The sequence below is a fragment of the Paenibacillus tritici genome, assembly GCF_013204885.1.
GTDB lineage: Bacteria > Bacillota > Bacilli > Paenibacillales > Paenibacillaceae > Paenibacillus_AQ > Paenibacillus_AQ tritici.
In genome coordinates this window covers 424,190-439,750 of record NZ_JABMKX010000003.1, presented here as the reverse complement: position 1 = coordinate 439,750, position 15,561 = coordinate 424,190, and the positions used below count along the sequence as shown (strand labels likewise).

Sequence of the window (15,561 nt, the reverse complement as noted above, 5' to 3'; positions counted from 1 at the left end):
ACCCGCCGGCATTTACTAGGATTGAGTGCGATAACCGGAGATAATATTCTTGACATTGATGCGGTCATTGCTTGCGAACCCAATCGGGATAGCGGGCAGAGCCGTTGCGGTTGACAGATTGATGGGACGAATTGCACTCAGTTCTCCTACATAGGCTTTGGTGTCTGAGAAGAAAGCCAGATCGCCAACAGAAGCAAGGGAAATGAACCTGGACTGGGTACCGGTTGAATTATAAATTTGCAGGCCACCCGTCGGGAAAGTAGTAGGCTTTATGGTGACGCCAATATACTTTTGATTACGCGACACACGAATTTTATCCTGGCCTTTGTAACTGTTAATATCTTTGAAATCTTCATAGGTTATGCTTCCATTCGAACTAACGGTAAGGTCAGTGAATCGTTTCAGATAGCTTCTTCCTTCTTGCGTGGTACAAAACAACAATTTGTTATCCAGGAAGACTGCGGATACCGTATTGTCCAGTAGACTAAACGTAGTAGGCTGACCTTTCACATTATCATCAAAAAAACACATGATACCGTTATTCCCCAGCGTGATTTGAGTATGCCCATCCGGGTGAACGGTCAAGGGATTACGGGTTCCGTCAAAGGTAAGCTCATATTCAATGCCAAAGAGATAACCACTGTCATCTTCAATGGAAATGGCGACAACATAATCGTCTCCATCGGCAACCCTGCATGCGGCATAGACATAGGGGCTATTCTTGTTGCTCGCAAAGGCGAAGGGCTTACCGGGGCCCATATCCACTTTTGTTATAACCGTATTTGTGCTGGTATTAATAATCGTAACGTCCTTATCGCTGGAATTGGCTACATAGGCTTTGTCACCGTAAGCGGCAACGAAGACCGCAACAGGATTGGAAGGTGTGGCATTACCATTGCCGACGAAAACGGTAGCGAGAATGTTAAAGGTTGCAGTATCAATGATGGTGACTGTATCCCCGCCAGTATTTACTACGTACAGCTTCTTCTCTGCGGGGTCCATGCACATAGGGCCAGGGTTCATACCCACCGGAATTCGTCCCTTAAGCCGATCTTCTACCGGATCAATAACAGCAACATATCCAAATTGATAGTCAACTTCATACGTTACAAAGACATAAGGATCACCTGAGGTTAAATTCCTGTTGTTGTTTGCCGTTGTCTTGTTCGGATTCATACATTAAATCCCCCTTCTTATGTTTGAACCTGATGGACTCGCTGGACCCGGCGGACCTACAACCAGGGTGGACAGCTGCAAGATTTTGTCCGGAATCCGCATTTGGATGTTTGTTATAAGTTATGTTTGGGGTGCAGGTATATGTTATCCTGCTCAAAAAAGAACTGCCCCCAAGTCGATTTCGACTTGAAGAGGCAGCTCTATTGCAACGCTAAATGACCATAGGTTTGGTTGCTATTCTGTTATAATGATTGCTTGCTAACCGGAAATAATATTCTTTACATTAATGCGAGTGTCGGTTGCGTACCCAATCGGGATCGCGGGCAAGGCCGTTGCGGTTGCCAGATCAATCGGACGAATCGCGCTTAGTTCTCCGACATAGGCCTTGGTGTCTGAGTAAAACGCCAAATCGCCGATAGAATCAAGCGCAACGAGCCTGGACTGGCTACCGGTTGGGTTTAAAATTTGCAGACCACCCGTAGGGAAAGTGGTGGGCTGTATGGTGACGCCAATATACTTTTGATTGCGCGACACACGAATTTTATCCTGGCCTTTGTAACTGGGGATTTCTGAAAAAGTATAGCCTTGATCATTTCCTTGCATATCAAGCTCCAGGCCAACTAATAGTTTCAGATAGCTTTTTCCTTCTTCCGTGGTGCAGAATAAATATTCATTGTCCAAGAAAACTGCAGATACCGTATTGTCCAGTAAACTAAACGTGCGGGGGACGCTTTGTGCAAAAAGATCAAGATAAGTAAGCAAACCGGTTGTTCCAAGTGTGACTTGGGTATGTCCATCCGGGTGAAGTGTCAAGGGGTTGTGAATTCCGTCAAAGGTAAGCTCATATTCGTTGCCATACTGAAAAGTGGAGTTGTTGTCAACGGAAATGGCAACAATATAATCTTTTTTATCAGCAAGCTTGCAGGCAACATAGACATAGGAGCTATTCTGATTACTCGTAATGGCGAAAGGTGTACCGGGGCCCGCATCCACATTGGTTATAACCGTATCTGTGTGGGCATCAATAATCGTAACACTATGATCTACTGAATTGGCTACATAGACTTTATAACCATTAGGAGCAAAGAAGATTTCAACAGGTTCGACATTTGCGCCAACGAGAGTGCCAACGCGAATGGTTTTGATAACGTTAAATGTATTCGCATCAATGACGGTGATCGTATTCCCGTGGGTATTCACTACATACAGCTTTTTCTCTACAGGATTCATGCACATAGGACCAGGGTTCATACCAACCTGAATCCGTTTGATAACCTTATCTTCTACAGGATCAATAACAGCAACATATCCAATGAAATAATCAAGCTCATAAGACACATAGACGTAAGGATCGCCGCCCGCGGGTAAATTGCTGATACTGTTTGCCTTCTCCTTGTTCGGATTCACGAATGAAATCCCCTTTCTTGTGCTCAGGGCCTATGTTGACTGATTGCTATAACCCGAAATAATATTCTTGACTTTGATACGAGTGTCAGTTGCGAACCCGATCGGGATAGCGGGCAAAGCCTTTGCGGTTGCCAGATCAATCGGACGGATCGCGTTCAGTTCTCCCACATAGGCCTTGGTGTCTGAGAAAAATGCCAGATCGCCGACATAAGAGAGTGGAACTAACCAGGAACTGGCACCGTGTACATTATAGATTTGCAGGCCACCTGTCGGTAAAGTAGTGGGTTGAATGGTAACACCAATATATTCTTGCGTACGTGACACACGAATTTTATCCTGGCCTTTGTAACTGGGAACATCTGCAACTTTATCAAAGGTGATGTTTCCCTTCCAATCAACAGTCAGGTCAGTAATCCGTTTCAGAATGGCCTTTTCTTCTTGCGTGGTACAGAATAATAATTTGTTGTCCAGGTAAACCCCAGATACCGTATTGTCCAGCACACTTGACGTGTTGGGCAAGCCAATACTACCATTTCCAAAATAGGTAGCCATGCCTATAGGCCCAAGCGTGACTTGCGTGGGTTCGTCCGGGTGAACAGTTAAGGGGTTGCGGATCCCGTCAAAGGTAAGCTCGATGCCTTGATTATACGGAAAAGCGTGGTAGTCATCTTCAACGGAAATGGCGACAACAAAATCTTTTTTATCGGCAACCCTGCAGGCAACATAGACAAAATCACTATTCTCATTACTCGCAAAGGCGAAAGGCTTGCCTGGCTTGCCAGGAACGATATCCAAATTTGTTATAACCGTATTCGTATCGGTATCAATAATCGTAACGTTCTGATCTCCGGCATTGGCTACATAGACTTTGTTACCGTAAGGTGAAGCGAAGATAGCAACAGGATCGGTATTTGTGCTGCCAACAGTGCCAACGCGAACGGTTTTGATAATGTTAAATGTACCCGTATCAATGATGGTGACCGAACTCGAACGGGTATTAAGTACGTAAAGCCTTGTCTCTGCGATATTAGTGCACATCGGGCCAGGGTTGTAGCCCACCTGAATCCTTTTGATAACCTTATCTTCTAGAGGATCAATAACAGCGACATACCCGATTTGATAATCAAGTTCATAAGACACATAAACGTAAGGATCCCCTGAGGGTAAATTCTTGCTGCTATTTGCCTTGTTCGAATTCACGGATGAAATCCCCTTTCTTGTGCTCTACCTGATGGACTCGCCGGGCCCGGCGGACTGACAACCATGATGGGCAGGCGCGCCAGATAGTATCCGGATGCCGCATTTGGATGTCTGTTATAGGTTATGCTTATATTTTCCACACAGAACAACCAAAACGTCCAGGAAGGCCACAAAAAGGGTTGGTGTAAAGTCGTTTACAATACATAAGCTCTTGTTATATCTGCTGTTATACCTGCTCAAAAAGAGCTGCCCCCAAGTCCATTTCGACCTGAAGAGACAGCTTCACGTAACGCTGAGTGACCCATAGGATGGGCCGCTATGCTGCTATAAGGATTGATAGCTATAACCGGAAATAATATTTTTGACAGTGAGGAGATCCATGAAGTTTATGCCAATCAGTATACCGGGGAGGGCTGTTGCCCTTACCACATCAATTGGAATAATCGCCATCATATCTCCTACATAGGCCATGTTGTCACCGGCAAACGCTAAATCACCTACAAGGGAGAGCGGAACAAATCGTGAACTAGCAGCGTTTACATCGTAGATTTGCAGACCACCTGTATGAGAATTAGTGGGCTGTATGGTGACGCCAATATAATTTTGATTACTTGAAGCACGGATTTTATCCTGGCCTTTGAAACTGGATATTTCTGTGAATTGATCAAAGGTAATGTGTCCCTTATAGTCAATTCGCAGGTTTTTAAATTGTTTCAGGTAGGTTTTATTTTCTTGGGAGATGCAAAATAATAATCCGTTGTCCAGATAGACCCCGGATACCGTATTATCCAACAGACTCAGTGTTTTGGACTGATAAACTTCATGGATTCCAAAATAAGTCAACATCCCAGTCGGCCCAAGTGTGACTTGTGTTTGTCCTAATGGGTGAGCGGTCAAGGGGTTGTGGGTCCCGTCAAAGGTAAGCTCAATTCCATCTCCAACTGGATAAACGCTATCATCCAGATAGGAAATGGCGACAACATTACCGTTATCAGTATCTTTAGACTTGCATGCAACAAAGACATAGGGGGCATTCTTATGACTCGCAAAGGCAAACGGGTAGCCACTTCCGGCTGGAACCATATCTACTTGCTTAATAACCTCATCCGTGACGGAGTCAATGATTGTCACGGCCCTGTCACCAGAATGGGCTACATAGACTTTGTTCACGCTAGAAGCAGCGAAGATAGCAACAGGAGCGCTATTGGTAGAGGGACTGCCAATGTGAACCGTTTTGATAACTTTTAAGGTATACGTATCAATGACAGTGACAAAATCCTGATCGATGTTCACTACATAAAGCTTATCCTCCTGGTAATTCAAGCACATAGGTCCGGGGTTGAAGCCTACCTTAATCCGTTGGATGACGGTATTTTGTGCAGGATCAACGACAGCAACATGGCCACCACCATTGCTAGCAACATAACTCACAAACACATAAGGATAACCTGATGCTAGATTTCTTCTGCGGTTTTCCATATTGGTATTCACAATTAAAAACCCCTTTCATGTGCTTCTAACTCATGGACTCGCCGGGCCCGGCGGACAGACAACCGGATGGGCAGGCGCGCCGGTTATGTCCGGAGGCCGCATCAGGTTGTCTGCTGTATGTTATGTCTTGATGCTCCGGCCCGAATAATCCATTCGTCCAAGAAAGCCACAAAAAGGCAGAGGTTACCCCTTCACCGCCCCCGCAGTAAGTCCGCTAACAATGTACTTTTGGCAGAAGATGTACAGGATCAGCACAGGCAGCGAGGTCAGCACCAGATCGGCGAAGATCAGGTTCCAGTCCCGGCTGTACTTGCCGTAGAAATTGTACACCGACAGCGGCATCGTCCAGTCCGAGCTGTCGGTCAGGAAGTAGAGCGGAATGGTAATGTCGTTCCAGACGGACATGAAGACCATAATCGCTACGGTGGCGTTGACCGGAACGATCAGCGGGGTCACAATTTTGAAGAACACATCGAACGTATTTGCACCCTCCAGAAAAGCTACCTCATCCAGCGCTTTGGGAATAGAGCGGATGAATCCGCTGTACAGGAACACGCTGAACGCCGTGTTGAGCGAAGCATAGATCAGGATGACGCTGGTGATGCTGCCGTAGAAGCCCATCCACTGCACAACGCGGATCGTTGTAATCGTGGACATCGGCGCAATCAGGCCCATGAAGAAGAACATGTACAGGAAATTCGACCATTTGGTCTCCCGGCGCACGAGAATGAAGGAGGCCGCCGACGAGGTGAAGATATTCAGAATAGAAGAGACGCCGGTAATCAGCATCCCGTTCAGGAACGCGCGCCCCAGTCCCCCTTCACGGAAGACCGTTGTATAGTTGGAGAAGTTCCACTTCTCCGGGAGCCGCAGGGAGAACTTCAGCACCTCGGCGCTGGTCATGAAGCTTCCGAACAGCATAATCAGCAGGGGCAGGATAATCAGCAGGGAGGCGAGGATCAGCAGCCCTTCGACTACATAGTTGCGCCAGGCCATTTTACGTGAAAAGCTCATTATTCCGATACCTCCTTACGCCGCATGAAGATCAGCAGGGGAATGGCAATGATCGTTACGGCAGCGAACAGCAGGGTGTTGACGGCTGTGCCCAGCCCCCAGCTTCCCTCTCCGAACGAGCGCAGGATGATTGTACCGACCACCTGGGAGGCATTGCCGGGTCCCCCGCCGGTGAGCACGAATACCTCGGAGAACACCTTAAGGCCGCCGATCAGAGTAAGCATCAGATTGATGTTGATCGCAGGGAGCAGCAGCGGAATCGTGATGCTGCGGAAGCTGCGCCAGGAACCGGCGCCGTCAATGGTGGCGGCTTCATAATACTCTTTGGAGATCGACTGGAGTCCGGCCAGGTAGATTGCCATTTGGAAGCCGGTATGCTGCCAGATGGACACGAAGGCTACGGTCCAGATGACAAGGGCCGGATTGGTCAGCCAGGCCTGGCTCAGCGAAGGCAGACCCACAGCTTCGAAGATGCGGTTAATCGTTCCGTCGGAGCGCAGCATGGGTGTGAACACAATGCTAATAACCAAAACGCTCAGGATTGACGGAGAATAGAAAATAGCCCGCAGCAGATTTTTGGATTTTAGCTTCATGTTCAAGCCGACCGCCAGCGCGATCCCGAGCAGATTCTTGCCTATAACGGTGACCACGGCGAAGATGGCCGTATTTTTGATGGCGAGCAGCAGGGTTCTGTCGGTGAAAATACGCTCAAAGTTGTCCCAGCCGATAAACTGGATATTCTCCCGGTCCAGCCGCCAGTCGGTGAAGGAATAGAAGAGTCCGGTTAGCGCAGGCAGCACGAAAAACACAGAATAGATCAATAGCGCAGGCCAGATCAGGTAATACGAGTATAGTCTCTTGGATACTTTCATCTCTTCACACTCCTCTATAGCCAGGAACAGAATAAAGCCCCGGACGGACTTTATTCTGCCTGTTGTAATGGTTATCCGCTCTAATTAAAAGCCTTCGACGCCTTTGTCCTTCATCAGCTGGCTGAATTTCTCATCCCAGGCCTTGAGCACGCCCTTGGCGTCCAGCCCGCCGGCGAACTCATCCTGAAGCAGGCGGTACAGCTCGCTGCGGTCTACGATCATGTAAGCATCGGTAGTCAGCGTAGTCTTCTTCGGTGTGATATATTGATCGACAATCTCCTGCTTGTATTCCGGAAGCTTCGGCGTAGTGACATCGCTGAAGTTGGAGACGGAGGCCTGGCTGTCAACCATTTTCTGTGCAACTTCTTTGGTGGCGAGGAATTCCAGGAATTTCTTCGCTTCATCCATATGCTTGGCTTTCTTCGGAATGAACAACTGGCCGCCCAGCGGGCTTGCGCCCAGACTTGCATCGTCAGAGGAAGGGATGGCGAACAGGCCCAGATGCACATTCGGATCTTTCTCCGCCACGTTCACGATCAGCCAGTCTCCCATGAACATCATCGCGGTTTCCTTGTTCAGGAATTTGCCCACGGCCATATCATAGCTGTCGCTGAGGATGTCAGTGTTGGTGTAGCCTTTCTTGTAGACCTCGTATTGCTGCTCCAGGAAGGTCGCGAATTCCGGAACATCGGACCACTTCTTGCGGCCGGCATTGATGTCCTCGAACAGGGAAGGTTCGTTCTTGGCCGCCCAGTCGGCAAAAGCGGCAGCCGGCCAGATATTCGCCGCCCAGTTATCCTTGAACGGCATGAAGACCGGTGTAACGCCGCTGGCCTTGATTTTCTCACACACCGCCAGGAATTCCTCGTAGGTTTTCGGAATGCTCAGCCCCAGCTCCTTGAAGATATCCTTGTTGTAGACCACTCCCTGCATCCCTGTATCCTGGCTGTAGTGGAAGCTGTATACATGACCATAGGCGGAGAGAACGTCCTTGTTCAGCAGCCGGCTTACCCACGGCTCATTGTCGAGAATCTCGAAGTTACGCTCCAGGTTAAGATCCGTGGTGGCACTGGCGAGATTGTATTGAATCAGGTCAGGGACCTCATCGACAGCAAGCTTGGTCTGTAGTACGGTGGCGGTCTGTTCTGCCGGAAGCAACTGGAGATTCACTTTGATATTGGTTTTCTGTTCGAACTCATCCAGTACATCCTGGGCCACAAACGCCGAATCCTGCGAGCTTTTGGAGATGGCCAGCTCAATGGTTACCTTTTTGCCGCCGCTGCTGCCACTGCCGCTGTTTCCGTTTCCGCCGCTGTTGGTAGCCGCGGCATTGCCGGAGCCTGAATTGTCTGACCCGCACGCCGCCAGGGATAAGGTCATTACACCGGCCAGTACGCCTGTTGCGATTTTTTTCAGTTTGCTATTCATGTGATCGCCCCCGTTATGAAATTTTCTGTAGATTGAATCCGTTTACATTTTTGATTATAGAATGAGGATTGCGTAAGGTACATGTTTGTACTTGACTCTTTCTGTGTAATATTCTGAACTCCGCGGCCGCTTGTCGGTTTGCCTGTTTGGTTGTAAAGTAAGGAGCATCAAACGCTTCAGGGAGGATTCAACTTGGCTAACCTACTGAACAAATTGGGCAGAGGCAGGGTTCAGGCCAGTCTGCAAACGAAGTTCTTCTTCACCTTCATGCTGCTCCTGCTGATTGTGCTGGGCTGCTTCCTGGTCTATGTGAACTATATGGTCATCCAGCCGCTGAAGGACAAGACAGAGAATGAAATGAAGCTGGCCGCCGTCAAAGTCAGCGATCAGCTGAACCTCTATATCTATAACCAGAACCAGTTGTCCCAGCGGATTCTATCGAATAAAGAGGTGTTCACACTCCTGTCCGAGGGCGATTACTCGCAACTGACCCTGGAGGGCCTTACCCGGAGCCGCAGGCTTAAGGATATTATGTTCCAGGCGCTGGGTCCGAGTCTGAACATTGAAGATATGATTATTTATGACCTAAAAGGGGCCGGGGTGGCCTCTTATATCGGAACCGCCGGGAACCCGGCTTCGCTTAGGCCATTCCTAGAGATCAGCGGCAAGCTGGCGACCTGGAATGCAAGCGGTTACGCGCTGTACCGCCACCCGGGGAATGCCATTTCTTTTGTGCGGGCGATTATGAACCAGAACGGCCAGGTGTTCGGCTATCTGGCGGTTCAGCTGGATCAGCGGTATTTGAACCGGGCGGCTGCGGGCCTTGCGGGCGGCAAGGTGTATATCATGGATCAGGAGCAGCGGCTGGTCTCAAGCTCCCCTGTGCTGCAGGAAGGAGAGAAAGTCCCTGAATTCACAGCCTCTGCACCATCTAACGGAATCTATCTAAGCAGCAGCCAGAACTATGTGGCCTATCACCGGTCTGCCGAAACGGGCTGGACTACGTATGTGGTGAACCCCCGCAATGTGGTGCTCGGCCCGGTCAACTCTGTCAAATACATCTCCATTCTGCTCATTACAGCGCTGATTCTGTTCTCGTTCATCTTCATCTACTTCTCTACGAAGAACCTGCTGCTTCCCATCCGTAAGCTGCGCAGCCAGATTCTGCGGGTGAACTATAGCAATCTGAATGTGAGGGCGGATACCCGGACCCACAACAATGAGCTGATTCAATTGAATGGAGCGTTTCAGGAGCTGCTTGAACGGCTGCAGGAATCCATTGAACGGGAAAAGCTTGCGCTGCATGAAGAAGTGAAGTCGCGGAATTCCGCCCTGCAAGCACAGATTGCTCCCCATTTCATCCATAATGTCCTGTACCTCATCAGCATTGCCGCCCAGGAAGGTAAAAATGGGGTCGTCTCTGACATGTGCAAGCACCTGTCGGACAGCCTGCGCTATATTGTATCGTCGCCTTATCAGCATGTGACGTTGACGGAGGAGCTGAAGCATACCCGGCATTATTTGTCCCTGATTCAGCAGAATTTCGAGGACGATCTGGAGTGGGAGATTGACGAAGACGGGGTGTATGACCGGATTGAGCTGCCCCGTCTGGTCATCCAGCCGTTCGTGGAGAACTGTATTGAACATGCCTTCAGGAATACGGACCCTCCATGGAAGATCCAGGTGCGGGTGAAGGTGTATAACGGCTTGTGGGCCATCGAAATCCGCGATAACGGAGAGGGCTTCGAGCCGGGCCGGATCAAGGAGATTCTGGATAAAATCGACGGCTCGGATTCAGGGGTGTACGAGCTTCAGCATCATACTTCGGGGATTGGCAATATGGGCATTGTGAACACCGTGAACCGGCTGAAGCTGATGTACACCAACCGGCTGTTCTTCAACATCTACAATCATTCCGGGGAGGGGCAGGGCGCCACAGTTCAGATTATCGCATCCATGAGCAAAGACTTCTACTAGACCGGGAGGGACAGCGATGTATACCGCTATTATTGCCGAAGACAGCAAGCCGATTCTACGGAATATTGAGGCCCTTATGCAGTCTATGGAGCTGCCTGTGCATATCGCAGCCACTGTATCGAACGGGCTGGAGGCCCTGGAATATATCAAGACGCATCCGGTGGATATCCTGCTGACCGATATCCGTATGCCCAAGCTGGACGGGCTTGCGCTGATCGGGCAGTGCAGGCAGGTGAATCCGAAACTGAAGGCTGTGCTGATCAGCGGCTACAGTGATTTTGAATATACGCGCAAAGCGCTGAACCTGCAGGTGTTCGACTATCTGCTGAAGCCTGTCGAGCGCGGGCAGCTTGCGGAAGTAATGGAGCGGCTGGTTGCCCATTTGCAGGAGCAGCAGCAGCAAGGCAGTGCCGAGGCTCTGCCGGATGGGATTGCCGAGCTACGGCAGCGGAAGAAGAGCGGCGAGGAGCTGTTCGGGCAGCTCGAGCAGTACTTGCAGCAGCATAAGTACTCCCAGCTCTCGATTACCGATGTAGCGCTTAAGTTCCATGTAAGCCCCTCCTATGTGAGCAGGATCTTCAAGAAATATTCGCACCAGACCTTCGTGCATTACACGATGCAGCTGAAGATTGCCGAAGCCTGCCGGCTTATCGCTGAGCGGCCGGAGCTGAAGGTGAAGGAGCTGTCGGAGGTGCTGTCCTTCGGAGACCAGCATTATTTCTCCAAGGTGTTCAAGGAATATACCGGCGTAAGCCCTACAGAGTATAAGGGAGGGGAGCGGTAGCGGCAGCCGGTATAAAGATCGATTTTAAAAATTTGAGTCGAGGGAAAAGTGGCGGAGGGGAATTTTGGAACTGGAGGAGCGATAGCGACCGCCTTTGTATTAGGATTTCTACCGCGAAGAGCGATTCAAATCAGGGAATTTTAATACAACAGCGGCCGGAAGTCCAAAACTTCTCTGGAGTCACGGCTAATCCCGCAACAACAAAATTATTAATTCTTACGCATAGACGGCAGCGCAGCTGATAGGGGCGGTGCCGTCTTTATTTTCCATATTTACCGGGCGGGATGCCGGTGATGTTCTTGAACGTGCGGATGAAGTTGGCATAATCATTGAAGCCGGACAGGTAACAGGTATCGGATACGGAGTTTCCGGCAGCCAGGAGCTGCTTGGATAACGCGATTTTTTTGAGCAGGACATAACGGTAGACGGTTCCGCCGGTCTGCTGCTTGAACAGATGGCTGAGATAGTATTTATCCAGGTTCAGTTCTCCGGCGATGTGCCCCAGCGACAGGTTCAGATGCAGGTGGTTATCAATATAGCTCATGGCGGATTGGATATGGGAAGAGATCATGCTGGGAACGGCGGAACGGGTACGGCTGTACAGCTCATTGACCAGCACCAGGATTTGAATCAGGTAAGTCAGGGCCAGCACCTCACTGCCATACTGCTTATGCTCCAAGGCCGCAATCAGAAGGCGGGCCAGGTCGGTATACTCCGAGAGCAGCGGCTCCTCCATCCGGGCCAGGTTATTCTCGCCGGGCTGGCGGTTCTGGAAGCAGGCGAGCAGATTGGTCGTCGCCGTACAGAACGGGTAGACCAGCGGAGCTTTGAAGTGAATCGTGAGCCGTTCGTAGGGGTCCGGGGACCGGTTGATGATTTTATGAATCTCATGGTTGTTGAAGAGAAGAACGTCGCCCCGCTGGAGCGGATAGCTGTACTGGTCCACGAATCCGTTCACGCTGCCGCCGAGAAACAGGAAAATTTCATAGTGGTCATGGATATGGAAATCCCGCGTCGGCGAGATCGGGGAATTGCCGATCCCTGCCAGAATATCCCCGTCGAACGATTGATAATACCGGGCGTGCTTCATCCGGGTGGCCCCTTTCCTAACTTGCTGATCACAATATACGCAATAAATCATCATTATTCGCAAAGACATTGCAATAATACCACAATACACTAGAGAAGAAGAATACCTGAAAGGGTGGAATGGCAGATGGATGGGATGGAACAGCGTACCTACTGGCTGGATACGATGCTGAAGATCGGGGGGCCGGTCCTGGAAGCCCTGGCTGCGCGGAGATTGAAGGAACTGCTTCCTACGGAGTTTCACAGTGACCGGAGCCAGTTTGCACATCTGGAGGCTTTTGCACGGCTGGCCTGCGGGATGGCTCCATGGCTGGAGCTTGAAGGGCTTGAGGGCGAAGAAGAACAGCTTAGGGTCCGTTATGCCGGGCTGATGCTGGAAGCCATAGATGCGGCTGTCGATCCGCAGTCGCCTGACTATATGGAGTTCAAGACGGAAGGCCAGCCGCTGGTCGATGCGGCATTTCTGGCCCATGCCCTGGTGCGTGCGCCGAAAGCGGTTACAGCCCGTCTGTCCGAACGGGTCAGAGGCCATCTGATCCTGGCGCTGAAAGAGACGCGCCGGACTGCTCCAAGCGGCAGCAACTGGCTGCTGTTCAGTGCGATGGTGGAAGCGGCATTATATATGCTGGGCGACCCGGAATATGACCGGATGCGGGTAGGGTATGCCGTCCATATGTTCATGGACTGGTACAAGGGCGACGGCGTATACGGAGACGGGAAGGATTTTCACTGGGATTATTACAACAGCTTTGTGATTCAGCCGATGCTGGTGGATATCTTGGCTCTTTTTGAACAGGAAACAGAGCAGTATGCTCTGCTCAAGCCACTCGTCATGGACAGGGCGCAGAGGTATGCCTCCGTTCTGGAACGGAGTATCGCACCGGATGGAACGTATCCATTCCTGGGGCGTTCGATCGTCTACCGCTTCGGTGCGTTCCAACTGCTGTCCCAGGCGGCGCTCCAGCATTTCCTGGAAGACACGCTGCCTCCGGCACAGGTGCGCTGCGCTTTGACCGCCGTGATCCGCCGGATCATGGAGTATCCGGGCACGCTGGATGAGAACGGCTGGCTGCGCCCAGGCATCTACGGCTACCAGCCGGAGCTGGCAGAGAGCTATATCAACACGGGCAGTCTCTATTTGTGCGCCGCTGTCTTCCTGCCGCTGGGGCTGCCTCCGGCAGATCCCTTCTGGTCGGGGGCAGACATGAAATGGACGGCGCTGAGCATCGCAGACGGCGAGAATGTGATGCGGGATCATGCTTTGGAATAGAAGGGAGAAGAAGTTATGAATCAACTGGAGCTAGCCGCCATCATACAGGACATGATACCGGCAGATCTAAGCTTATATTATCCGCAGGGAGATTCGGAAGCTTTTTGGACACAGGCGTTATCCTCGGAAATATTGCAGGCAGACCTTGCCGAGATCCGCGCAGAGGCGCAGAGGCTGGACGGGCAGCCCATACCGCAGCTTACGTACACTCTATTTACCCTGTATGGGCGGACAGGTTCGAGGCTGGAGTATGAACGTCCTTATTTTGAACGGAGAAGAAGGCTGAATACCTATGTGTTCTTAAGTCTGCTGGAGCCGGAGAATACGGAGCATCTGGAAAAGCTGGCCGATGTGCTGTGGGCGATATGCGATGAATATACCTGGTGTGTACCCGCCCATCTGCCCGCAGAACATGATGCCTCAGAGATTAACCGGCATATTGACCTGTTCTCCTCCGAGACGGGCTTTGCCTTAAGTGAAATATCGCTGCTGCTCGGAGAACGTCTTCCGCCGTTGCTCCGCTCCCGGATACGCAGTGAGCTGGAGCGCAGAATCTTCCAGCCGTTCCTTGAGCATGGCCCGTATTTCTGGGAGACCTCGACCCACAATTGGGCCGCAGTCTGCGCAGGCTCCATCGGGGCGGCAGCACTGCTGCTTGTGAAGGACCCGGCCAGGCTGACGGATATCCTGCTGAAGACGGAGAGCAGCATGAATTATTATCTGCAGGGCTTCGGGGAGGACGGGGCTTGTCAGGAGGGGCTGGGCTACTGGAATTACGGGTTTGGCTATTTCACTTATTATAGCGATCTGCTGCGGGCGAGAAGCGGTGGCAGACTGGACTGGTTCAAGCAGGAAAAGGTGGCACAGATTGCCCGCTTCCAGCAGCAATGCTTCATCGACGGCAGCTATGTCGCCAATTTCTCCGACTCGGTGCCTCAGGTTAGGGTGCATAGAGGACTCTCCCATTATCTGGCGGAGGTCTATACCGGTGTCCTGCGCCCTCCGTCTGCGCTGCGCGCCCCGTTCACGGAGGATCACTGCAGCCGCTTCGCCCCGGCTCTGCGCAACCTGATCTGGACAAGAGCGGGTAAAGAGAACATCACTTGGGAGGCAGGCAGCAGCTATCTTCCCGATGCCGCCTGGCTGGTATCGCGGCATGTGTCCACAGCAGGCGCCTTCGGCTTCGCCGCCAAGGGCGGCCACAACGACGAGCCGCATAACCATAATGATCTGGGCCAATTCATTCTGAGCGGACGGGGCGAGATCTTCGCCGCCGATCTGGGCAGCGGGGAGTATACGGCGGACTATTTCGGAGCCGGCCGTTACGGGTATGACTGCAACGGATCGCAGGGCCATTCGGTCCCGGTCATTGACGGCCAGTACCAGGGGGCAGGCCGCGGGTTCTGCTCCAAGGTGCTTCATGCCGCTGCGGCACCGGATAAGGATGAGCTGATGCTGGAGCTGGCGCGCGCCTATCCGGTAGCCGGACTGCAGTCCCTGGTCCGCTCGCTGGTATGGCATAAGGAGGAGCTGCCGCGTCTGGAGTTGACCGACACCTACCGGTATGCCGGGACTCCGGCAGGCTGGACGGAGCGGTTTGTCACCTGGCGCAGACCGGAGCTGGCGGAGCCGGGCAACGTGCTGCTGCCGGGAGCTGATGGCAGCGGCGTTCTGGTGGCTTATAATCCGCAGATCGTGCAGCCGGAGATTACGGTACATGCGTACAAGGATCATTTTGGCCGGGAGACGCAGTGGCATAGTCTGGACTTCCATGCGCTTCAGCCCGGGGCAGTGGGTGTATTGGCTTTTACTTTTCAATTTATATAAGTGACGATACAGGGTATATCATTCAG

The 15,561-nt window shown here is 51.4% G+C and carries 12 protein-coding genes; 4 read left to right on the top strand and 8 right to left on the bottom strand.

The annotated features are described in order from the left end of the window. Positions 1 to 15: 15 nt before the first annotated feature. From HQN87_RS07370 to HQN87_RS07340, 7 genes are all read right to left on the bottom strand, one after another. Positions 16 to 1,176, bottom strand: coding sequence for a YncE family protein (locus HQN87_RS07370; RefSeq protein WP_173129963.1), 1,161 nt, complete (start codon positions 1,174 to 1,176; stop codon positions 16 to 18). 258 nt (positions 1,177 to 1,434) lie between these two features. Next, positions 1,435 to 2,583, bottom strand: a complete 1,149-nt coding sequence (locus HQN87_RS07365) for a YncE family protein (protein WP_173129960.1) — start codon at positions 2,581 to 2,583, stop codon at positions 1,435 to 1,437. Positions 2,584 to 2,613: 30 nt separating this feature from the next. Further along, on the bottom strand, positions 2,614 to 3,783 hold the full coding sequence (locus tag HQN87_RS07360; protein ID WP_173129957.1) for a YncE family protein: 1,170 nt from the start codon (positions 3,781 to 3,783) through the stop codon (positions 2,614 to 2,616). A gap of 324 nt (positions 3,784 to 4,107) precedes the next feature. Further along, positions 4,108 to 5,274, bottom strand: a complete 1,167-nt coding sequence (locus HQN87_RS07355) for a YncE family protein (RefSeq protein ID WP_173129954.1) — start codon at positions 5,272 to 5,274, stop codon at positions 4,108 to 4,110. Between the two features lie 183 nt (positions 5,275 to 5,457). After that, positions 5,458 to 6,288 carry a carbohydrate ABC transporter permease gene (locus HQN87_RS07350; RefSeq protein WP_036698703.1) on the bottom strand — a complete coding sequence of 277 codons (831 nt, stop codon included), beginning with the start codon at positions 6,286 to 6,288 and terminating at the stop codon, positions 5,458 to 5,460. Next, the gene (locus tag HQN87_RS07345; RefSeq protein WP_036731615.1) at positions 6,288 to 7,160 is read right to left on the bottom strand and encodes a carbohydrate ABC transporter permease; all 873 of its coding nucleotides are present in this window, start codon (positions 7,158 to 7,160) and stop codon (positions 6,288 to 6,290) included. Before HQN87_RS07345 ends, HQN87_RS07350 begins: the two co-directional genes overlap by 1 nt. An 84-nt stretch (positions 7,161 to 7,244) precedes the next feature. Continuing rightward, positions 7,245 to 8,588, bottom strand: coding sequence for an ABC transporter substrate-binding protein (locus HQN87_RS07340; protein WP_173129951.1), 1,344 nt, complete (start codon positions 8,586 to 8,588; stop codon positions 7,245 to 7,247). A 192-nt stretch (positions 8,589 to 8,780) separates the two neighbouring features. Here HQN87_RS07340 and HQN87_RS07335 point away from each other — a divergent pair, with 192 nt between their 5' ends. Together HQN87_RS07335 and HQN87_RS07330 are read left to right on the top strand one after the other, a co-directional pair. Continuing rightward, positions 8,781 to 10,565 (top strand): cache domain-containing sensor histidine kinase, encoded by a 1,785-nt coding sequence (locus HQN87_RS07335; RefSeq protein WP_254075387.1) that lies wholly within the window; start codon positions 8,781 to 8,783, stop codon positions 10,563 to 10,565. A gap of 16 nt (positions 10,566 to 10,581) precedes the next feature. After that, positions 10,582 to 11,349 carry a response regulator transcription factor gene (locus HQN87_RS07330; protein ID WP_173129947.1) on the top strand — a complete coding sequence of 256 codons (768 nt, stop codon included), beginning with the start codon at positions 10,582 to 10,584 and terminating at the stop codon, positions 11,347 to 11,349. 259 nt (positions 11,350 to 11,608) lie between these two features. On the opposite strand, the gene HQN87_RS07325 is transcribed toward HQN87_RS07330, so the two are convergent. Next, entirely contained in the window at positions 11,609 to 12,439 is an 831-nt protein-coding gene (locus HQN87_RS07325) for a helix-turn-helix domain-containing protein (RefSeq protein ID WP_173129945.1), read from the bottom strand. Positions 12,440 to 12,565: 126 nt separating this feature from the next. Here HQN87_RS07325 and HQN87_RS07320 point away from each other — a divergent pair, with 126 nt between their 5' ends. Both HQN87_RS07320 and HQN87_RS07315 read left to right on the top strand, forming a co-directional pair. Further along, positions 12,566 to 13,708, top strand: a complete 1,143-nt coding sequence (locus HQN87_RS07320; RefSeq protein WP_173129942.1) for a DUF2264 domain-containing protein — start codon at positions 12,566 to 12,568, stop codon at positions 13,706 to 13,708. Between the two features lie 15 nt (positions 13,709 to 13,723). Then, positions 13,724 to 15,535, top strand: a complete 1,812-nt coding sequence (locus HQN87_RS07315; protein WP_173129940.1) for a heparinase II/III family protein — start codon at positions 13,724 to 13,726, stop codon at positions 15,533 to 15,535. Positions 15,536 to 15,561 lie beyond the last annotated feature (26 nt).